Annotated in this window: 23 protein-coding genes and 1 pseudogene; 15 read left to right on the plus strand and 9 right to left on the minus strand. The window is 47.4% G+C overall.

What is annotated here, in order from left to right:
• Positions 1-9: 9 nt before the first annotated feature.
• Together SHEWANA3_RS22685 and msrA are read right to left on the minus strand one after the other, a co-directional pair.
• The gene (locus SHEWANA3_RS22685; RefSeq protein WP_005403706.1) at positions 10-270 is read right to left on the minus strand and encodes a glutaredoxin; all 261 of its coding nucleotides are present in this window, start codon (positions 268-270) and stop codon (positions 10-12) included.
• 3 nt (positions 271-273) lie between these two features.
• Entirely contained in the window at positions 274-762 is a 489-nt protein-coding gene (gene msrA / locus SHEWANA3_RS22690; RefSeq protein ID WP_011711658.1) for a peptide-methionine (S)-S-oxide reductase MsrA, read from the minus strand.
• Between the two features lie 122 nt (positions 763-884).
• Between msrA and SHEWANA3_RS22695 the strand changes: the two genes are divergently transcribed.
• From SHEWANA3_RS22695 to SHEWANA3_RS22715, 4 genes are all read left to right on the plus strand, one after another.
• Positions 885-1,820, plus strand: a complete 936-nt coding sequence (locus SHEWANA3_RS22695) for an AraC family transcriptional regulator (protein ID WP_002123001.1) — start codon at positions 885-887, stop codon at positions 1,818-1,820.
• 2 nt (positions 1,821-1,822) lie between these two features.
• Positions 1,823-2,563, plus strand: a complete 741-nt coding sequence (locus SHEWANA3_RS22700; RefSeq protein ID WP_011711659.1) for a hypothetical protein — start codon at positions 1,823-1,825, stop codon at positions 2,561-2,563.
• An 840-nt stretch (positions 2,564-3,403) separates the two neighbouring features.
• A complete protein-coding gene (locus SHEWANA3_RS22710; protein WP_011711660.1) occupies positions 3,404-4,432 on the plus strand; it encodes an IS30-like element ISShes10 family transposase in 1,029 nt (342 codons plus the stop codon).
• A gap of 73 nt (positions 4,433-4,505) precedes the next feature.
• Positions 4,506-4,982: a DM13 domain-containing protein gene (locus tag SHEWANA3_RS22715; RefSeq protein WP_011711661.1), complete on the plus strand. Its 477-nt coding sequence runs from the start codon at positions 4,506-4,508 to the stop codon at positions 4,980-4,982.
• 407 nt (positions 4,983-5,389) lie between these two features.
• On the opposite strand, the gene merR is transcribed toward SHEWANA3_RS22715, so the two are convergent.
• Positions 5,390-5,845 (minus strand): Hg(II)-responsive transcriptional regulator, encoded by a 456-nt coding sequence (gene merR, locus SHEWANA3_RS22720; RefSeq protein ID WP_001166628.1) that lies wholly within the window; start codon positions 5,843-5,845, stop codon positions 5,390-5,392.
• Between the two features lie 71 nt (positions 5,846-5,916).
• Here merR and merT point away from each other — a divergent pair, with 71 nt between their 5' ends.
• The 9 genes and pseudogenes from merT (at position 5,917) to SHEWANA3_RS22765 (ending at position 10,917) form a co-directional block, all read left to right on the plus strand.
• Positions 5,917-6,312 carry a mercuric ion transporter MerT gene (gene merT / locus SHEWANA3_RS22725; protein ID WP_001294653.1) on the plus strand — a complete coding sequence of 132 codons (396 nt, stop codon included), beginning with the start codon at positions 5,917-5,919 and terminating at the stop codon, positions 6,310-6,312.
• Between the two features lie 15 nt (positions 6,313-6,327).
• A complete protein-coding gene (merP, locus tag SHEWANA3_RS22730) occupies positions 6,328-6,603 on the plus strand; it encodes a mercury resistance system periplasmic binding protein MerP (RefSeq protein WP_000732275.1) in 276 nt (91 codons plus the stop codon).
• A 27-nt stretch (positions 6,604-6,630) separates the two neighbouring features.
• Positions 6,631-7,056, plus strand: a complete 426-nt coding sequence (merC, locus tag SHEWANA3_RS22735) for an organomercurial transporter MerC (RefSeq protein ID WP_000522996.1) — start codon at positions 6,631-6,633, stop codon at positions 7,054-7,056.
• A gap of 38 nt (positions 7,057-7,094) precedes the next feature.
• Positions 7,095-8,780, plus strand: a complete 1,686-nt coding sequence (merA, locus tag SHEWANA3_RS22740) for a mercury(II) reductase (RefSeq protein WP_000209296.1) — start codon at positions 7,095-7,097, stop codon at positions 8,778-8,780.
• A 17-nt stretch (positions 8,781-8,797) separates the two neighbouring features.
• Positions 8,798-9,163 (plus strand): mercury resistance co-regulator MerD, encoded by a 366-nt coding sequence (gene merD / locus SHEWANA3_RS22745; protein ID WP_001277466.1) that lies wholly within the window; start codon positions 8,798-8,800, stop codon positions 9,161-9,163.
• Positions 9,160-9,396, plus strand: coding sequence for a broad-spectrum mercury transporter MerE (gene merE / locus SHEWANA3_RS22750; RefSeq protein WP_001087807.1), 237 nt, complete (start codon positions 9,160-9,162; stop codon positions 9,394-9,396). The genes merD and merE overlap by 4 nt, the downstream gene beginning before the upstream one ends.
• A 65-nt stretch (positions 9,397-9,461) precedes the next feature.
• Complete coding sequence (locus SHEWANA3_RS22755) at positions 9,462-9,674, plus strand: DUF3330 domain-containing protein (RefSeq protein WP_000993245.1); 213 nt, start codon at positions 9,462-9,464, stop codon at positions 9,672-9,674.
• A 157-nt stretch (positions 9,675-9,831) separates the two neighbouring features.
• Positions 9,832-10,518: pseudogene (locus SHEWANA3_RS22760) on the plus strand (DUF4113 domain-containing protein); the annotation flags it as partial.
• A gap of 123 nt (positions 10,519-10,641) precedes the next feature.
• Positions 10,642-10,917 (plus strand): transcriptional regulator, encoded by a 276-nt coding sequence (locus SHEWANA3_RS22765; RefSeq protein ID WP_041413367.1) that lies wholly within the window; start codon positions 10,642-10,644, stop codon positions 10,915-10,917.
• A 156-nt stretch (positions 10,918-11,073) separates the two neighbouring features.
• Here SHEWANA3_RS22765 and SHEWANA3_RS22770 read toward each other — a convergent pair whose 3' ends face one another.
• From SHEWANA3_RS22770 to SHEWANA3_RS22795, 6 genes are all read right to left on the minus strand, one after another.
• Positions 11,074-12,606: a nucleotidyltransferase gene (locus tag SHEWANA3_RS22770; protein ID WP_011711663.1), complete on the minus strand. Its 1,533-nt coding sequence runs from the start codon at positions 12,604-12,606 to the stop codon at positions 11,074-11,076.
• Entirely contained in the window at positions 12,603-13,541 is a 939-nt protein-coding gene (locus SHEWANA3_RS22775) for a CBASS cGAMP-activated phospholipase (RefSeq protein WP_011711664.1), read from the minus strand. Before SHEWANA3_RS22775 ends, SHEWANA3_RS22770 begins: the two co-directional genes overlap by 4 nt.
• An 80-nt stretch (positions 13,542-13,621) precedes the next feature.
• A complete protein-coding gene (locus tag SHEWANA3_RS22780; protein WP_011711665.1) occupies positions 13,622-15,187 on the minus strand; it encodes an SAVED domain-containing protein in 1,566 nt (521 codons plus the stop codon).
• Positions 15,180-15,665: a Mov34/MPN/PAD-1 family protein gene (locus SHEWANA3_RS22785; RefSeq protein WP_049796111.1), complete on the minus strand. Its 486-nt coding sequence runs from the start codon at positions 15,663-15,665 to the stop codon at positions 15,180-15,182. The genes SHEWANA3_RS22780 and SHEWANA3_RS22785 overlap by 8 nt, the downstream gene beginning before the upstream one ends.
• Complete coding sequence (locus SHEWANA3_RS22790; protein WP_243578511.1) at positions 15,649-17,292, minus strand: ThiF family adenylyltransferase; 1,644 nt, start codon at positions 17,290-17,292, stop codon at positions 15,649-15,651. Before SHEWANA3_RS22790 ends, SHEWANA3_RS22785 begins: the two co-directional genes overlap by 17 nt.
• Before the next feature lie 85 nt (positions 17,293-17,377).
• Positions 17,378-18,409: a nucleotidyltransferase gene (locus SHEWANA3_RS22795; RefSeq protein ID WP_011711668.1), complete on the minus strand. Its 1,032-nt coding sequence runs from the start codon at positions 18,407-18,409 to the stop codon at positions 17,378-17,380.
• Positions 18,410-18,609: 200 nt separating this feature from the next.
• On the opposite strand from SHEWANA3_RS22795, the gene SHEWANA3_RS22800 reads away from it, so the two are divergent.
• Positions 18,610-18,954, plus strand: a complete 345-nt coding sequence (locus tag SHEWANA3_RS22800; protein WP_011711669.1) for a helix-turn-helix transcriptional regulator — start codon at positions 18,610-18,612, stop codon at positions 18,952-18,954.
• Positions 18,955-18,963: 9 nt separating this feature from the next.
• A complete protein-coding gene (locus tag SHEWANA3_RS22805) occupies positions 18,964-19,773 on the plus strand; it encodes an ImmA/IrrE family metallo-endopeptidase (RefSeq protein WP_011711670.1) in 810 nt (269 codons plus the stop codon).
• Positions 19,774-20,372: the final 599 nt, after the last annotated feature.

A 20,372-nucleotide genomic window follows, 5' to 3' on the forward strand; every position in this document is an offset into this window, starting at 1 on the left:
GTTCACTCTTTAGCTATCAATCCACGAGAAGAAGTCTGTAGCACTACCAATGAATTCTCCATCCACAAAAACTTGCGGTACAGTTTGGAGATTTGTTCTTTCCTTCAACTCCAGGTAAGTCTTCGGATCGTCGTCTACGCGAATTTGTTTGAAATCGACCTTTTCAGCAGTTAGGTAATTCTTCACGCGTGCGCAAAATGGACAATGGTCTTTCGTATAAATAACAACATTCTTAAGTGCTTTCATTTTTTCCTCGTTCATTTGGTTCATGATTTAGTCTCTTTCAAAATGGCAAGAGTATCCGCTGGGATTCCTCTGCAAATAGTTTTGGTGATATGCCTCAGCGTCGTAGAATTCTGTTTCCAGGGTGACGGTCGTGACCACTTCATTCTCGAAGCGACCGATCTCATTGACCTCATCAATCACGTTTTCGATAATCGCTTTCTGTGCATCGTCACGATAGAACGCTGCCGAGCGATACGAAGTGCCAACATCATTTCCTTGGCGATTCTTCGTAGTCGGATCATGGATTTTGAAAAAGTAATGTAGAATCTCTTCGAGAGATATTTCGTCTTGGTCGTATTCCACGCGAACCGCTTCGGCGTGCCCCGTTTTCCCTGTTATAATATCGGCGTAGGTAGGATCATCAAAATCTCCGCCAGAGTAGCCCACCTTCGTTGACGTCACACCGTCCAGACTCCTAAGGAGGTCTTCGAGACCCCAAAAACACCCTCCGGCAACGATCACATAATCTAGTTTCATAAAGCCTCCTTAGTTTTCATCCACTTACTGATTAGACTGACTTTACAGCATGTAAAATAGATATAATATGTTCAATAGTTCGTATAACATGACCTATTGGACAGTTTACGTAGGAGCTATATATGGATGTTCTCAGTGAAATTTTAGATAAGGTAGAGCTTACTAGCAGCTACTGGTATAGAACCTCATTTGCGGGAGACTGGGGCATCAGCCTCCCGCAGGAAGAGAATCTAGCGAGATTTCACATCGTGACTCATGGCGAGTTTTGGTATGAGGTGCCAAAACTTAAACTTAAAGCATTGGCGGAGCAGGGCGATATTTTGATCTTTTTCAAAGGGATGGAGCACACCATGGCCAGTGCACCAAAAATCAAGGCCGAGCCTGCGGTCGAATTTAGAGCTAAAGCCAACCTCACCGAAGCTCAAGTTTTGGAATACGGTGATCAGAGCAAGCTCAAAGCCAACGTCGTTTGCGGACATTTTTGTTTTAATGGCGGACCCGATCATCCATTCTTAAATTCGCTGCCAAATGTCGTGCATATCAAGAGTGCTGATAACTCCCACTCGCCTTGGCTTGCCATGCTTTTAAGTATTATAGAGCAGGAAGCAAAATCAGGGCTTCCTGGAAGCAACACGTTAGTCAGAAAGCTGACCGAAATTATCTTCGTGCAAGCGTTAAGAATCCACATGTACAAATCCAATAAAAATGCTGGATTCTTCAAACTGATCGAAAATCCGCAACTCAGCAAAACCTTGGAAGCTATTCATCATAGTCTCGATAAAAAATGGGGTCTTGACGATCTCGCCGGGATTGCGGGGATGTCGCGTACGAACTACAGCGTCAAATTTAAGGAGCTGTCAGGCATGACACCTCTTGATTATTTAACCTATTGTCGGCTTGAAAAAGCAAAGCAGCTGCTTAAAGAATCCGGTAAGTCTGTTCCCGAAGTGAGTGAAGCCATTGGGTATCCGGCACATGAACACTTTCAAAAGTTGTTTAAGAAAAAAATTGGCAAAACTCCTAGCGCGTACAGAAAAGAAAATTCTGAAAAGGTGTAAAAATGAATATCTATAACTCTCCTGTTACCAAAATAGCTTTCTGGGTCATAGTCATTGGTGGTGCGGCTTGCCTGCTTATCCCTTTGTTTGCACCTCTTCTTCCGCTGCAATATTTGAAAGGTTATGGCGAAATAGGAGATGTTCTTGGAGGTATTTCAAGCCCATTTGTACAAATTCTGGGTTCAGTGCTTCTCTTTCTGGTGTTAAAAGCTCAGATTGACGCTAATGGCATCCTCCATCAGCAAATCGAAAAGGAATATACGAAGGAGCAACTGAGGCACGAGTTGAATCAGCTTCACGAACTTTATATGTTCGTCGAAAGAAACATTAAAAATTTTAGCTACGATCAGGAAAAGATGATTGATGGCAAGTCGCAAATGATCCTTTTGCATTCCCGGCGAGCGATTAAATGTTTCATTGAGGATCTAGAGAGCTTAGATGTTGATATTCACAAAGATGACGACATTTTAAGGTTCGACGGGGTTAAAGAAATTATGAGCATTTTGAACAGCGTTGACCTATATTTCGACAAAATCAAAGACAGCGAGATTGCACCTTATCATAAGAGTTTTTATAAAACGCTTATGCAGCACGAACTTCTCTTCAGCGTTTTTCCTTATCAAGATCTCGACAATCAAGCGTACCTAAAACAAGAGCATTGCCCAGAGTGTGGTGAATATCATGCAAATTATCCGCCACTGATTTATGACCGGTTACAGAAAATTAAAAAAAGTTTCTCCTGATGTATTATGGATATTTATTCGGTATCGGTCCTACCAAAAAGCTATTTGTAGTATCTCGAGTACGTGCTGTGGTGTAGTAATTCCAATCTTAGAAAACTCAAAGCTTATTCTGAAACTATCGGAATTGTCGGTTGGGTGAGACTTAGTCGCCCCGTAAAGCCTTATCGGGGCGGCAAAGATAACTTTTTATATCACTGCTATTGATGACGTCCTTTGTTTACTAAAGTTGTAAGCCCTTATTCTTTGTTTTAGACCTTCAACCACTCCGGGCTTGTCACTAGGAGAGTCCCCTTGGCTAACCTTAGCCGTCAGATCGTATTCAGCGATTTCTAGCCGGTCCCCCTGAATCATTTTACGCCAACCGTTCCACAACTTAGGGTCAAGCTCTTCGGTACGCCAACCATCGGTCGGTTCGCTCCGACTCGCTAAAGCCAGATCCCTGATTTGGTTCTGGAGCGTTAGATCGTCAATCATTGTTCAGCGCCGTACAAAAATGCTATTTTGTTCATACTCAATGCGTTTGTGGGTTTGGTTTGTTTGGCGACTGATCTGATCGCGCAAACTGCATTGAGTTCCCTTACCTGAGTGATCTACTATTTCGCACAGTTATTTAGCTTTATCGTAACGCTCAAGAAATTGGGCTTAATGCCGAATACAATAAAATAAAACAGCCAACCCTTGAGGCTCTTATGCGCCAGAATTTACCAGTGACGGGTCGAAACTTAGAACTCCCAAAAGATACCAATATTCTTTCGACTACCTCCCCTCAAAGCCATATCACGCACGGCGGCCGCAAAAACTGAGTGCAACACCTGACCTTTCCGGTACGGTGCTGCCACTATGTCCTATCACGAACTCAGTATCCCCGAACGTGCGACCCTTCAACTCGGCCTTGCCCAAGGTTTCAGCCAGCGGCGAATTGCCCGGATGCTCGGCCGCTCCCCCTCGACCATCAGCCGGGAGCTGCGCCGCAACCGGGCCCCTGGCACCCGCTACCAGGCCTGTGCTGCCCAGCAGCAGATGCAGGTCCGCCGCCAGGTCTGCAGGCCTCAGTGCAAGCTGCTGCCGGGCAGTGAGCGCTTCGAGCTGGTCGTCCATATGCTGCGTGAGGGTTTGTCTCCCGAGCAGATTGCCGGCAAGCTGCGCAGCATGAACATACCCAGCCTCAGAGAGGCCTACGTCTGCCGCGAGACGATCTATAACGCGATCTACGCCCTGCCGGTCGGTGGCCTGCGCAAGGAGCTGATCATCTGCCTGCGCCAGGGCAAGACGAGTCGCAGGCCGCGCTCTGGCGGCGTCGATCGGCGCGGCCAGATCCCTGAAATGCTCAGCATCCACGTGCGCCCGCCGGAGGTCGAAGACCGGCTGATGCCAGGCCATTGGGAGGGCGACCTGATCAAGGGCAAGGCCAATGCCTCGGCGGTGGGCACCTTGGTGGAGCGTACCAGCGGCTACCTGATGCTGATCAAGATGGCCGACGCGACGGCGACCTCGGCGCTGGAGGGCTTCAGTGCGGCGCTCAATGGCATGCCGCTGGCGGTGCGCAAGAGCATGACCTACGACCAGGGCCGGGAGATGGCGCGGCACGCCGAGATCACCCAGCGGACCGGGGTGGCGATCTACTTCTGCGACCCGCACAGCCCCTGGCAACGCGGCAGCAATGAGAACATCAATGGACTGATCCGCCAGTACCTGCCCAAGGGCACGGACTTGTCGGTGCATAGTCAGGAAGCCCTGGACGCCATCGCTTTGCAACTGAATATGCGACCGCGCAAACGCTTCGACTTCAAATGCCCGATCGAGGTGATGGGCGAAGTGATGCAAGAAGCCGTGGTGATGCGGCATGATGCTCCCGCTTCAATTCAATAACCGTGTTGCACTCAGATCCTGCAACCAGCTATTATGATGGACACACCAAATAACTCACTGCATGAGGCAACCCATGAAAAAGCAATTAAAAATAATTCTGCTCGCGTCCCACCTGGCTCTGTTTGGCGCGGGAGTTGGGCTAGGGATCTATATACTTCCGATTTTGACAGCACAAGAAAACGCCACCATCGCCGAAATTGAAGAAGTGCAAAAGGTGGCAAAGTATAGCGGAGAGTTCAAGAAAGATCAGAAAGGCAGCGACGCCCTTCACTGGGCGAATGGACAACTTTTTGTTACGGATAACGAAATTGTATTTAAAGGTGATGTAGCACCTGGTCCAGACTACAAAATTTACCTGACAAAGAAACAAGCCACCGACAAAGAATCGTTTTTGGACATAAAGAAAGAAGCAATTCTGATTGGCGAATTGAAAAACTTCGGGAATTTCAAGAAAACCATTCCTGCAAGCGTCAACGTCAACGAGTTTACAACGGTCCAAATATGGTGCGAGCATTTCTCTAAGTTCATCGGCTCCGCAAAATATCAGTAAACAAGCTTAAACTTGGATCTTGCCTGTTCACGAATAACATGCGCCTCATGCCAATGGAAATTAAAGTCTTGCCGGGCATGAGGCCTCCCCTCCACGTCTAGATTCTTGAAGTCAAAATTGACCTCAACCGACCCTCAGACACTGACTACGATGCCTGCATACCCTGAAGCGGTTCACCAGATGGGCTTGCGACAGAGATAAGTACGCGCCAACCTCAGATGCCGCTAAGGCTCTATACGCCGCCTTATCGGAATGGGTGGAATTTTGCGCGCGAGCGTCTAATGTTATCCAAGAGCGAGGGCTCTGATTAGTCCCGTCTCCCATGAAGATTCGCAGACTAAGACCCCTATTAAATCTGTAACATTTCGCTAGTTGGGGTCGTCTCAGAATTCGGAAAATAAAGCACGCTAAGGCGTAGTCACCCCGTGACTCCCCCGCGCCGATGCAGCGAGCTTCGTTCCGTCTTGCAGTGACGCAATCAGCGGGCAGGAAACGTTCCCTTTCCGCGCATGGCAGGCGCACACCAGTTCAGACAGCACGGCCTCCATGCGTGCCAAGTCGGCCATCTTCTCGCGCACATCCTTGAGCTTGTGCTCGGCCAGGCCGCTGGCTTCCTCGCAATGGGTGCCATCCTCCAGCCGCAGTAGCTCGGCGATTTCGTCCAGGCTAAAGCCCAGCCGCTGGGCCGATTTCACGAACCGCACTCGTGTTACATCCGCCTCGCCATAGCGGCGAATGCTGCCATAGGGCTTGTCTGGCTCCGGCAGCAGGCCCTTGCGCTGGTAGAACCGGATGGTCTCCACATTGACCCCGGCCGCCTTGGCAAAAACGCCAATGGTCAGATTCTCAAAATTAATTTGCATATCGCTTGACTCCGTACATAACTACGGAAGTAAGCTTAAGCTATCCAAACCAAATTTGAAAGGACAAGCGTATGTCTGAACCACAAAAGTCTGAACCACAAAAGTCTGAACCACAAAAGTCTGAACCACAAAACGGGCGCGGCGCGCTCTTCGCCGGTGGGCTGGCCGCCATTCTTGCGTCGGCCTGCTGCCTGGGGCCGCTGGTTTTGATCGCCTTGGGGTTCAGCGGGGCATGGATCGGCAACCTGACGGTGCTGGAACCCTATCGCCCGATCTTCATCGGCGCAGCGCTGGTCGCGCTGTTTTTCGCCTGGCGGCGCATCTACCGCCCGGCGCAAGCCTGCAAACCGGGTGAGGTCTGCGCGATTCCCCAAGTGCGAGCTACTTACAAGCTCATTTTCTGGATCGTGGCCGCGCTGGTCCTGGTCTCGCTCGGATTTCCCTACGTCATGCCATTTTTCTATTAATCACAGGAGTTCATCATGAAAAAACTGTTTGCCGCCCTCGCCCTCGCTGCCGTTGTTGCCCCCGTGTGGGCCGCCACCCAGACCGTCACGCTGTCCGTGCCTGGCATGACCTGCGCCTCTTGCCCGATCACTGTCAAGCACGCGCTTTCCAAGGTTGAGGGCGTGAGCAAGACCGACGTAAGTTTCGACAAGCGCCAGGCCGTCGTCACCTTCGACGATGCCAAGACCAACGTCCAGAAGTTGACCAAGGCGACCGAGGACGCGGGCTATCCGTCCAGCCTCAAACGCTGATCCGTTAACCGAACTCGGGAGCGACACATGGGACTCATCACGCGCATCGCTGGCAAAACCGGCGCGCTCGGCAGCGTCGTTTCCGCGATGGGCTGCGCCGCCTGTTTTCCTGCCATCGCCAGCTTTGGCGCGGCCATCGGACTGGGCTTCTTGAGCCAGTACGAGGGGCTATTCATTGGCATCCTGCTGCCGATGTTCGCCGGCATCGCGTTACTCGCCAATGCTATCGCTTGGCTCAATCATCGACAGTGGCGACGCACGGCGCTCGGCACGATAGGCCCGATCTTGGTACTGGCAGCGGTGTTTTTAATGCGGGCTTACGGCTGGCAGAGCGGTGGACTGCTCTATGTCGGCCTGGCCTTGATGGTTGGGGTGTCGGTCTGGGATTTCATCTCGCCAGCACATCGCCGCTGCGGGCCGGACAGCTGTGAATTGCCAGAACAACGTGGCTGACGGCAACAGCCGTAGCCACCACAGAAAAGGAAAAATACATGACCACCCTGAAAATCACCGGGATGACCTGCGACTCGTGCGCGGCTCACGTCAAGGAAGCCTTGGAGAAAGTGCCCGGCGTGCAATCGGCGCTGGTGTCCTATCCGAAGGGCACAGCGCAACTCGCCATTGAGGCGGGCACGTCATCGGATGCGCTGACTACCGCCGTGGCCGGACTGGGCTACGAGGCAACGCTTGCCGATGCGCCACCGACGGACAACCGCGCCGGCCTGCTCGACAAGATGCGCGGCTGGATAGGGGCCGCTGATAAGCCCAGTGGCAACGAACGCCCGTTGCAGGTCGTCGTCATTGGTAGCGGTGGAGCCGCGATGGCGGCAGCACTGAAGGCCGTCGAGCAAGGCGCGCAGGTCACGCTGATTGAGCGCGGCACCATCGGCGGCACCTGCGTCAACGTCGGTTGTGTGCCGTCCAAGATCATGATCCGCGCCGCCCACATCGCCCATCTGCGCCGGGAAAGCCCATTCGACGGCGGCATGCCACCCACACCGCCGACGATCTTGCGCGAGCGGCTGCTGGCCCAGCAGCAGGCCCGTGTCGAAGAACTCCGTCATGCCAAGTACGAAGGCATCCTGGACGGCAATTCAGCCATCACCGTTCTGCACGGTGAAGCGCGTTTCAAGGACGACCAGAGCCTTATCGTTAGTTTGAACGAGGGTGGCGAGCGCGTCGTGATGTTCGACCGCTGCCTGGTCGCCACGGGTGCCAGCCCGGCGGTCCCGCCGATTCCGGGCTTGAAAGAGTCACCCTACTGGACTTCCACCGAGGCCCTGGCGAGCGACACCATTCCCGAACGCCTTGCCGTAATCGGCTCGTCGGTGGTGGCGCTGGAGCTGGCGCAAGCCTTTGCCCGGCTGGGCAGCAAGGTCACGGCCCTGGCGCGCAATACCTTGTTCTTCCGTGAAGACCCGGCCATCGGCGAGGCGGTGACAGCCGCTTTCCGTGCCGAGGGCATCGAGGTGCTGGAGCACACGCAAGCCAGCCAGGTCGCCCATATGGACGGTGAATTCGTGCTGACCACCACGCACGGTGAATTGCGCGCCGACAAGCTGCTGGTCGCCACCGGCCGGACACCGAACACGCGCAGCCTGGCATTGGAAGCGGCGGGGGTAGCCGTCAATGCGCAGGGGGCCATCGTCATCGACAAGGGCATGCGCACCAGTAGCCCGAACATCTACGCGGCCGGCGACTGCACCGACCAGCCGCAGTTCGTCTATGTGGCGGCAGCGGCCGGCACTCGTGCGGCGATCAACATGACTGGCGGCGATGCGGCCCTGGACCTGACCGCAATGCCGGCCGTGGTGTTCACCGACCCGCAGGTCGCCACCGTGGGCTACAGCGAGGCGGAAGCACATCACGACGGGATCGAGACCGACAGTCGCCTGCTAACACTGGATAACGTGCCGCGTGCGCTTGCCAACTTCGACACACGCGGCTTCATCAAGCTGGTCATCGAGGAAGGTAGCGGACGGCTCATCGGCGTGCAAGCGGTGGCCCCGGAAGCGGGTGAACTGATCCAGACGGCGGTGCTCGCCATTCGCAACCGTATGACCGTGCAGGAACTGGCCGACCAATTGTTCCCCTACCTGACCATGGTCGAAGGGCTGAAGCTCGCGGCGCAGACCTTCAGCAAGGACGTGAAGCAGCTTTCGTGCTGCGCCGGATGAGGAAAAGGAGGTGTTCAATGAGCGCCTACACAGTGTCCCGGCTGGCCCTTGATGCCGGGGTGAGCGTGCATATCGTGCGCGACTACCTGCTGCGCGGATTGCTACGGCCGGTCGCGTACACCACGGGCGGCTACGGCTTGTTCGATGACACCGCGTTGCAACGGCTGCGCTTTGTACGGGCTGCCTTCGAAGCGGGTATCGGCCTGGACGCACTGGCGCGGCTGTGCCGGGCGCTGGATGCTGCGGACGGTGACGGTGCGTCTGCGCAGCTTGCCGTGTTGCGGCAACTCGTCGAGCGTCGGCGCGAGGCCCTGGCCAGCCTCGAAATGCAACTGGCCGCCATGCCAACCGAACCGGCACAGCACGCGGAGAGTCTGCCATGAACAGCCCAGAGCACTTGCCGTCTGAGACGCACAAACCGATCACCGGCTACTTGTGGGGCGCGCTGGCCGTGCTCACCTGTCCCTGCCATTTGCCGATTCTCGCCATTGTGCTAGCCGGCACGACGGCCGGCGCGTTCATCGGGGAGCACTGGGGTATTGCAGCCCTCACGCTGACCGGCTTGTTTGTCCTGTCTGTGACGCGGCTGCTGCGGGCCTTCAAGGGAAGATCATGACCGCTTCCCAGCCAGCCGAGAGTGGGCAGCTTTGAGCTTCGCTACCAATCTGGAGGAGTACCACCATGAACGCAAACGCCCCGAACACTGCCAGTTGCACCACCTGCTGCGTATGCTGCAAAGAAATTCCGCTCGATGCCGCCTTCACCCCGGAAGGCGCGGAATACGTCGAACATTTCTGCGGGCTGGATTGCTATGAACGCTTCCAGGCACGCGCCAAGGCCGCGACAGAATCTGACATTGCGCCTGTCCCTGGCGGTTCGCAGCCGTCAGATTGAGGCATGCCCTAACTGGGCGTCAGGCCGGAACCTTGGGCAGTGTCAGAATAGGGCCGATTCCAGCATTTTCTGACGACTCGCCTGCAACCTCTAGGGCCTCAACCTGACAGGCCGCACGCTTAGCGTACGATTTTGTCCGTTTTCTCTATCGTCCCCTATTAGTAAAAAACTAGAGTTGATGAATATTAAAACGGCCTACGACCTAGCACAAATGCCTGCAGGGCATGCTCGTAAGCAATTTAGCATTGAAATCGAGCGTACGGTTCGTGAGCTAAATGGCATCGAGTGCAAACAATGGGATCAGGCAAGAGCCGATAAACAGCAGATATTTTCAACTCGTTCAGTTGGTGAGCGGATAACCGATTTTAACTCTTTACTGCAGGCATTGAGTAAGCATGTTGGAATTGCAGCAGCGAAGGCAAGGGCACAGGGATCTAGTTGCAAATCAATGCTACTGTTCGCCAGTAATTCGCCTTTTGATGATCAACCTAAAAGCTTTAAAACGCTGATCCATTTCCCATGTGCGACAAATAGCACGGTCGAAATGACGCAGGCTGTCTCAGCGGCTGCACCCAAATTATTCAGAGAAGGTGTACGTTACTACAAAATCGGAGTTGGGCTCATCAACCTCGTTTGTGACAAGCGTCAGCAATTCGACTTATTTAATGCGCCAAAAGCTAATCCTGCTTTGATGCAAGCGCTTGATGGCATTAACTTTAGGTATGGCCGTGATACGCTGTTCTTAGCTGCACAGGGAATCGAACAAAAGTGGGCTATGCGGCGAGAACTGCTTAGCCCTCAGTACACAACCAAGTGGGACTGTTTGCCTATGATAAAATGCTAATTTTGACCCTTTTCAATTTATCTGTGGCCGAAGTTGTAATGTTCGGTCCTGTTGGGTTGACCATATTTTGGTATTGCTCCACATTGTATTCAGGATCATTTGCGATTTGACTGGAGGAACTAAATGAAGAATTCGAAATTCAATACATTGCTCTCAAAATGTGATCCAACGGCCCCAATACCTAATGATTTAGCAGAATTGCTTGATGCCCCCTCTGTTGGAAAAGAGGTCATTCCTTATAGTGTAGAGAAATCAATAAGTTCTGAAGAAGAGTATCGAGCTGCTTTAAAGCGAATTGACGAACTGTTTGATGCATTGCCTAATACCGCCGAAGGTGACGAACTTGAAAAATGGATTTCGTTGATTGAATCATATGAAAATGACCACTTCCCAATGTAAATCAATATTGCCCCAAAGCGTGCCAGAGAAACTTTTTGCCGTCATTACAGAATTTCATCAGTTGACCAAATTTTTGTAATGTTACAACGCCTAGATTAGTTAGCAGCGTAAGTGTTGTAGTTTTTGCACTTAATTCTTCTTGGAAGTTCACGTTATTCATACAGCGAACCTATCTCTGACGCTTACGACAAATTCACCAGTTCTCGCAACGCATACACGATCTTTGATGACGAATCCCTCAACCCAATGATCACCAGTGTAGGAGGTGGATTCTGTTCGATAAATTTCGTCTGCAGACGTGTTTGATTGAGTAGATATTTCCCCCCTAAGCTGCCCTACATTTGCCGCCTCTTGACCTGTGTTTACTACCTGCCAATAAACGTCGAACGGTGCAGGAACATTAGTCTTAAGTTTGAACTTTAACTCCTTTCCTTTGAGTAAAGGCTGTCCAGACTGAAACTCTTTCCAATATATGTTGGATTTATAACTTGCTTTTATATTCGCTGAATATATGTTTGCAACAATAGGGTATCGAAGTTGTTCCTTATGGGGCACATTAAAGCTTAGTGCAGGTAGATTTGTTGGTTTGTATACATCAACAAGTGACTTAGTTAACTTATCTTCCTCGATAAAGGTATCAATATTGATGAAATCGTCTCTGAGCCAATCCACCCATCGGAAAAAAGCTTTTGCTCTTGCGTTATCATCCTCATGCCATCGGTCAGCGAAGTTTTCTCCCGGATTAGCAGGGTTGGGGATAAGCCACTTCCCATCAGATGTGCGAGTTATCAATGTGTAGGTATTTCTTGCGTAGTAATCATTAAAAACAAAGCTATTGCTTAATTGATGAGAGTGCTGGTTTAAAGATGATATTAGATTTCTCAACGTGTCATAGATAGTTGCTTCATTGTTATAACTATTGGCAGCTAATACAGTAATGATCATTGAGATTGGTTTGAAGGTTTCAATATCTGATTGTGAAAACCTTACGTCACGGTGTCTCTTTAATAGCTGAATGGCCCTCTGCAACGGCGTTTTAACGTGGATATTTGGAACATCGTCAATCGAATTGTACAACTGTCTTTGATTGTTGAAGATGCGTTGTTTCTGAGTTAATTTTGCTTGTTCAAATACAGTGCCATTTCTTTCGTAAAACCATGCAGCAAATCCTTTCGGGTTGCTCGTTGTCCAAGAGTAGCTGTTTTCTTGATCTTTATTTGTAGCTGCAATTGATTGAGGTCGGGCTAATAAACTGTTTTCTACAACAGAAGGGAGTATATCCATATGGAATCCAACCCCATCATCTTCAGCATAGTTAAGAGTCCAGCAGCGCTTTCCTTCATCATCTAACAATCGGGAATAAGTGCCATTCTCTTTAATCCGTTCCCCAACCTGATTTTTTACAGTGGAGGCTAGTACAGCCTGTTTTGAATGCCCCAAGTTGCAGACCAAATCAATGTCATAATCTGCATCTTTACTATTTTTGAATGGGCGGATTTCTGTTCCAAGCTTAAAAGAGCCTTGAAGGTATACCTCTGGGACACGAAATGTTCCAGGATAGTTACCTTGCTCTAGGTGCGTTTTCATTGAATTAAAGCGATCAATCGCTTGCTTATATTTAGTCGGTGAAATATCCAACTTTTTCGCCGCTGTTAATAGGGCCTCTTCCCTAGAAACTATTTGAGTCACGATACATTTCCTCCTAAGACAAAGTTGCTAATCTCTTTACTTCCATATGTAAAATTCTTGTCGGCTAAACTGATCAAATTATCGATTTCAGAAACGTCATCGAGTGGCAGATCAGTATCTGACTCAAAATCAATTCTTAATATTTGCTCAGGCTTCAAATGAAGCTTTAGATAATTCAACGCGCTTTGGCTCTGAAGCGATAGCATGAAACTTATAAATTCTTTATGCCTCCAGCCCGTTGCAAGACCCCAGTCTCCCTTGTGCTTTAAACCATAGGCGACTTTGGAATGACCGGTGCCGATGGATACCACTTGTATATCATCGTAATTTATCCCCAGTCGTTTTTGGGCATCGATAACAGCCACTAATGCTGGGTTGTTTGCCCACAGACCACCATCTGATAACAAGTACTCATCAACTTTATGAGGGTCAAAATATGTTGGGGCTGAGCAAGATGCTAGAACAGCATCTCTGACTTTGACCAACCTATCGCGATTAAACGTTGGGTCATAAGCCGATTTAAATACATGAACTCCGCCGTTACCAACATCCGTTGCAGGTAGAATCAGAGGCTTGGCAATTTGCCCAAGCGTACTATCGTTGAAAACACCTTTAAGAACTTTATATAAACTGCCACAGTCATAGACGCTTTCAAGCAACGGTTGCGTAATGTTTCGAAGCTTCTTAAAAGGTATTCTCGACTTTTTCTTTTTGAAAATATCTTCGCCATGTTCTTTGTACATGTTAACTATTTCGGTTGCGCGGATGTCGCAGGCAACACCAGCCGCTATTATGGAACCCGTACTAGTGCCAGCTATCATGTCGAATGACTCTAAGAGATTGATTCCGAGTTTTTCTTCGAAACATTTAAGTATGTGCGCAGGGTAAACCCCTCGTATTCCACCGCCATCAATGCTTAAAATCTTAAAAGTCATATGTATCCTTACTCCTCTGTAAACCGCCAGTTGACCAAATTTTAGTAATGCTACAGAGTGGCTCTTCTAACGATGGCTACTCATTGAGGTATTGATAGATTAACTTTTCCGTTTACTTGAGTTATCGACAGTTTAGACCTCATTTCGTCACCATCGAAGTCATATACAAGAAGTGCTGGCTGATAGAGATCAAAGGCTTGACCTATGAATACACAAGCAGCGTTAGATGCACAGATGAGCAAGTGAACACGCTTCACAGAAAATTGGTCATGAAGTTTTTGCAGTATTGCATGAAGTTCACTTTTTAATTCTAACCCGTTTTCCGGATGCGGGATCGCCGCATTACCCATTTGCTTGGCTACGATTTCAATCTCAGGATAACCGAGAGCTGTTGCAGTCTTTTTCATTACTTCAGGATATTGAGTTAATGCTATAGAGATCGTGACTTCTGATGATTTTCCTATTTCGCTCTTCCAGTTCACCTTGTAAGGTGTTTCTGAGCGAGAATCCTGAGGCCAAACCCAGCAGTTTCCATCTCGGTATCTGAGCATTGGCGTGATTTCAGATTTATTTCCTAGACACGCTCCTAATCCGATCAAAGCAGGCATTGGCCCAAATGCGAATAGCGCCGCTCGATATCCATAATTTTTTGTTTGATTAACTATGGTTTCTGCTTCCTCTGTAACAATTTCATCCATTTCTTTGGTAAACCGTTCAGGTTTGGTTCTGTATCGGCGTTCATTGTCACTAAGATTATTCAATGCTCCTCTCATGCGAGTTCTTAACCTAGATAAGCTTCCTGCAATGTCTCTTGATTCAGGGGGAGAAACAACATGGCCTCCTACCGGCCAAAGAACTGAAAATACAGGAATAGGCTGGAAACTCAGTCCTTCAAGTAATTTCTCAGTATTAATTAAAAACTCGGTTCGCATTTGAGTAAGTCTGGATGCAGGGTAATCAGCACACGCAACTCGATCTATTAATCGGTGGTGTTTGTCGCATAGAAGCAAGATATTAGCTGGCTCATTAGAAAGTTCTTCGGATAGATAAGGTATACCCCTTGGGCCACTCTCGGATGACGCAACATTGTGAGCCAAGTATGAATAGTTACCAGATGTCCCCGTCAGATCATCAATATCCAATCTATCCCCGCAGCCTTCAAACATACAATAGCCATGACTATCACGCATCACTTGATTAATTGTGGACTGTGTGAAATCTTTACCACGACCTTTATTAAATCGCTGTTCGATATTCCTAGAGATATAGTCGATAACGTCATTGACTGGCAAGACTCTAGATTGGCTAACACAGGAATTCCATATTTTAAATAGCGACTCTATTGTTCCATATTCGTTTTGAGATATGTTGCGACCCTGGAGGTGGCGAACCTCAAGACTATCCCCACAATCCATCAATGTTAGAGCATCCTTAAGCTCCGCATCAATTACGTTAAGCCGAAAACTGGCTCGGAACTCATGTGAATACAATATATATATCTGGTTTTTTACACGCTCATCGGTAAGTAATCCAACATGCTCCCACACAAAAAAAGTCTTAATGCCCAATAGAAACTCTGCGAGCTTGTCAATTGACTCTATGGGATAAAAACATGCTTGATGAAAATGTAGCCTCTCGTCAGTCATCGATTTGTTCCTTAAAAATTCGTTTAAATGACCCGTTAATTTCCCGAAAGATACAGACGTCTTTCTGACCAACAATTACAAAGACTAATTCTCTGTCAGGGTTACGTTTTATGCATTTCTTCCAATCTGCAATATCTATATACGATGGGGTGGGTGTTGGTTCAGGATGTGTGTGCCATGTACCCAAGTAGCCTAGTTTGCCATGCGAACTTTCGTAATAAGAATTAACTGATTTCTGGTGATGAGGAGCACGCATATTAAAGTTAACTCTGGTGGCAGAATCTTCTTTCTGAGGGGTAGTACAGTGTTCTAGCCAAAATTCATTAGCGTCAGCGGACTGAGAACCAATTAATGCTCCAAAAGCTTCACTTCTATCACGTGACATCTGCCTGTAAGAATACCAAACGTCAATTAGTTCTTCGGAAAGGTAAATTTTCGTATCTTTGATGCCCGTATCTTGCTCAATGAGTGCAGACATCACAGTCCTCATCAACCAAAGGTAAGTATTCAAGCGAACTGCTGAAATTGTAGTAACGATGAGTCAGCCTGATGCCCTCCGCCATTGCATCTTCATCTAAGCCCTTCCAACTGACTTTACATGACTTTGCTTGTTTGCCTTCCAAATACCGAATGGCCAAATTTGCTGCCATTACAGCTGTTTGAGCCGAACTTGCTGCGCCATATGAAATAAATTGTTCCCCACAGCCAGCGATATTTTTCATGGTTACCTGATTGGGTTCGATAAAATTCATATTTGACACAAGCCCTCTTACACCTGTTTCTTGGCAAACGTAAGAGCACAATAAACATCCCTCTGAACTAGGGATATCTAATGTTGCGTGGCCGCCAACGCCAAAACCTTCCAACCAACTGTTCATGACAGCAACTTTTGAGTTGTTATCCAAAAGGTATTGTTTAAACAACCGTTCCTGGGTCGGATTGCCTATAGCAATGACAATCAGGTCAAAATCATTCATACGGCTACTGCGAGCAAACTCCATCAGTTTATCTAATTTCCATTGTGCACAAGACCAGGGGAATTGTCGTTGAAGAGCGACACTTAGGGCTGCGGTTTTAGGTGCTCCTACCCAATGCTGTTCTAAAACATGGCGATACAGATTATTGATTTCGTATACATCAGGATCTACTAACGTAAGATGCCTGACTCCGGCAGCAGATAACTTATGCGCAATTTCACAGCCTACTGAGCCAACACCTATCACTGCTACCTTTTTGTCTGCTAACGACAGAATGCCTCCACCACGTTCCACAGTATTCTCTTGATTGAATAGCCGTATTGGTAAAGCTTCCAATTTCCAGTTTTTCAGCTTTTCATCTGATAGTGGTAGCGCATTTTTGGTTTTACCGCTAAGTTTCAGTGCGAACCAAGTACGTTCATCATTAACAGTTTTGGCAGTAAACACGAGCCAATAAGCAGTTTCACGCCATTGACCGTATTTTTGTTGTAAATCACTTCTAACCTTTACCGGTAGCGAAGATATTGTATTTAAATACCATTCATCGAGAGCATCTGAATGTTTAGGTGCAGGAGTAAGTGTCTCGATTGGAATAACAACCGCTTTTCCTGCTATGCGTCGATTACCCTTATCTATAGATAATTGAATATCACTGATAACCGAAAGCGAATCGTCAGCCGGATGAACCATATAGTGGCTTTCGATGCCAAATTGCTTGCCACCTACTGGCCTATATACCGATAATGTTTGTAGAACCGGCCTTGCGATATTTGCCAGTAGGGGTTTAAAGCTATCTGGAGCACAGATTCGCAACCATTCACTGGAGAACTCACGAAGCAATTCACTATGGTTCCAATCTGGATTCGTTATGCATTTCTCTAACAACAAGATATGCCTCCGAAGCGATTCTTCTACGACTAATAGTGGTTGTTCGAAATTTACTGACAGTGACTCTGGAGCATTAACACAAACAGTGCCAATCTGAATCCCTGCATATTCATGAACAGAGACATGAGCCAACCTGCCAATGGAATCAGGGTTAATTAAGAAAAATTCGGGCAGGCGGTAGTAGGGAGGATCTGCTACCAGCATTAATTGTATACCATGATTAAGGATCGTTGTTTCCACTACGATCCTCTCACCTCCAGCTACTTCACTGGTTGTGCAGTTGAAGCCCTGGTTGATAAGGTGCTGTTTTATTTCGCTTAGCACACTATGCCCCCTGTGACGTTCCAACTACCCCAGCGCTACTGTAAGCCACTTTTTTGGCATTACTGTCTTGCTCCTTTTCTGGTACTTCAAAGTCACCACCGAACAGTCCTTGCAAGATTTCACATTGTTTACGCAAAGAATCTTCGTTTAATGCTTGATCGAGTTTAGTCAACATTGCATTTAGCTTGTTATAGAGCTGTGTTCCTGTGTCAATACTACTGTTTTCAAAAACATTTCTGTATGGTTGAACCGGTAACCGCACATCGATTTTGTACTTACCATCATCAACCCACTGGAAATAATTGGCATTCAAAATTGCTGAAACAGTGTCGCGTAGCGATTGCAAGTCACTGAGTTTACCGTCATTGCTGATAGATGGACTGAACTTATCTTTCAACATTAGTGTGAGTCCAATTGAAAACACTTTTTTGCCTACATTTTGGCCGAATTTTTCATCTCTCCAGCGTTTTACGTATCTGACCAAACGTTTGACCTGTCTGATTTTCAGGTCTGCAGAGCCGATGTATTGGCTGCTATCATTAATATGTTCTATCAGTTTTTTTGGCTCTGCAGGAGACCACACACGGTTTTCTACATTTGAGTTCAACTTACCGACTGCCAGTTCATACTGCTGACCTAGTTTCCGGTATATGACTATGTCGATATGTAGGTTTAAATTCATGTAGTCAGCAGTGACACAAGGCTTTTTTATTCTTGCGTTTTTAAAACCACGCTTTTCCAAAACTTTTAGAACAAGTTTTTTAACTTCAACCGGATCATCAGGAGCATTATCTGCATCAATAACAACTGCTCTATCGATATCAAAGTCAGCCACTGGGTGCTTTATGCCTGTATGCGTGCTTAAAGAACCTTGAATAAACGTTTCAATTATTGGATAACCTGCGTTTTTAAATTCATCCCTTAAATCATCCAGGATACTAGAGTCCTTCGACCTGGCTTCCCGGTAAGTATCATCCTCTCGTCCTAATTTAATTTTGTCGTGAAATTTTGAGAATTGGTTTTGTAAAGACATAGTTAGCTACCTCTTATAAATTTGTTCACTGCAAATCTCTCTAAGACAAACTCACAGGTGAACAAGGTCTGCACCTACACCTATGTCGCTCTCGCTGGTTATTAACAGAAGTTAATTTATTAACCATCGTTTACAAACATACGCCTTCTAGCTAAATAGATCAACTGCTGTTAATATAAAAATTAACGGAGGGTTATTTTATGGCTGACAAACTTCAGCAAGCCGCACTTATCAGCAAAAACATAAAGCACATGCGAGAATTACTTGGCTGGACACAGGCAAGGCTCGCTAGCGAAGCTGGGATAACAGCGGCAGCACTGAGCATGATCGAAAAGGACGAAGGCCGAATGCCAACTATTGTTGTGCTGAGGAAAATCGCTTCGGCATTGGGTGTTAAACCTTATGAAATAACAGGAGAAGATGCACCAGAAGATTCTGGAGATAAAACGATTGAGTTCTACCGAAAATGGGGAGAACTTGATAAGCTGCCAGAACAGGATCAGCGTATATTGCGAGAAATGATGGAACGCTTCACCAAGAAGTAAGGAGTTGGTATGGAAGAACAAAAAGGAGCAATGGAGGCCGAATCTTTACTTGAAGATCTGGGTTTTGATCAGTTACCGATCAAAGTAATTCAATTTATTAATGCCGTTTCAGACGAAAGCTTTCCTATCAGAATGGAATTCCATGCATTTGTATCCGATCAGTTTTTAGGTAAGGCAATCGGTAGTCAAGATGGGGCTGGAATTATTATTAATAGCAATATTCCAGATTCTCGGCGGCTAAATTTCACTGCGGCACATGAAGCAGGCCACGTTTGTATGCACATAATGCAAGGCTCCTCTCAAGATTTTGCGTGTGGCAACTCTGAGCTTGGAGATTATTTTAAAGATCCGCTCGAACGCCAAGCTAATGGCTTTGCATCTGGGCTACTAATGCCAAAGCGATTGGTTAAGTCTTTGACTGATGGCGACGTAAACTGGCATAACATCAAACAAATATCCGATCTATGCGACACCTCTTTGGAGGCTGTTTTTAGAAGACTATCATGGCTTGAGAAAGCGCCTGTGGCGATGGTAATCCACCAAAACAAGCAATTTAAGCGTTTTGTTCCTACAAAGCATTTTAATTTTTATATAAACCAAACTAACCTATCCTCAGAGCAATTGGATTCTTGTACAAATGTCAGCCAAGAGGCATTTCCTAGTGACTTTGACGTTGTAGACCCGATAGATTGGGTTACACCAGAGCGAGATGGCATGAAGTTACTGGAGTTATATGCAAGCTCAATTGTACTCAAAGACGGGTTTATTTATACATTACTTAGTTACGATGATGACTGCCTGGAAGAAGTTGACATCTAATTTTTGCGGTTTGCAAACCTAATAGGCCAGTTACATAGTCATAGCAACAAACTTGGTTTTCTCTGAGTCGTAAACGACTGTAAGGTTAAAATTTCAATACGGTACATAGTATTGATTGGGATCTCAAAGATACCCATTTAGGAGTTTGTTTTTCTATTACTTTAAGAGGGTATTATCCCCATAGAAATTTTTATCTGAAATTGACGAATTAGAGTTAAGACTTTAACTCAGAATTGTCCCAAAGTGATTTTGCTAAGGTTTAATAGACATTCGTAGTAAAATTACAGTTTCTCACTTTAGTTATTTTATAGTTGCTCCTATTTGTCAGACTATGAGTACATTTTATGTCAATGTATGGTTATATGTTTTAGCTAAGTACTTGTTCCTAGGTATGCTGCTATGTCATGGTTTGGTTTCAGCGACATTAGCTTCTATATCACAAGCTACTGAGTAACAAGCATTATCCCAACGCTTTCTAACAGCAGCAGAAAAATAATCTAATACTTCTCTTATACTCATTTTGTAGCCTCAGCACAATTACTCAACTTAGCTTATTGTGAGCGAATACCGCTCACAAGTCAACAAGTAATGTGCGATAT

The organism is Shewanella sp. ANA-3 (assembly GCF_000203935.1).
Taxonomy (GTDB): domain Bacteria; phylum Pseudomonadota; class Gammaproteobacteria; order Enterobacterales; family Shewanellaceae; genus Shewanella.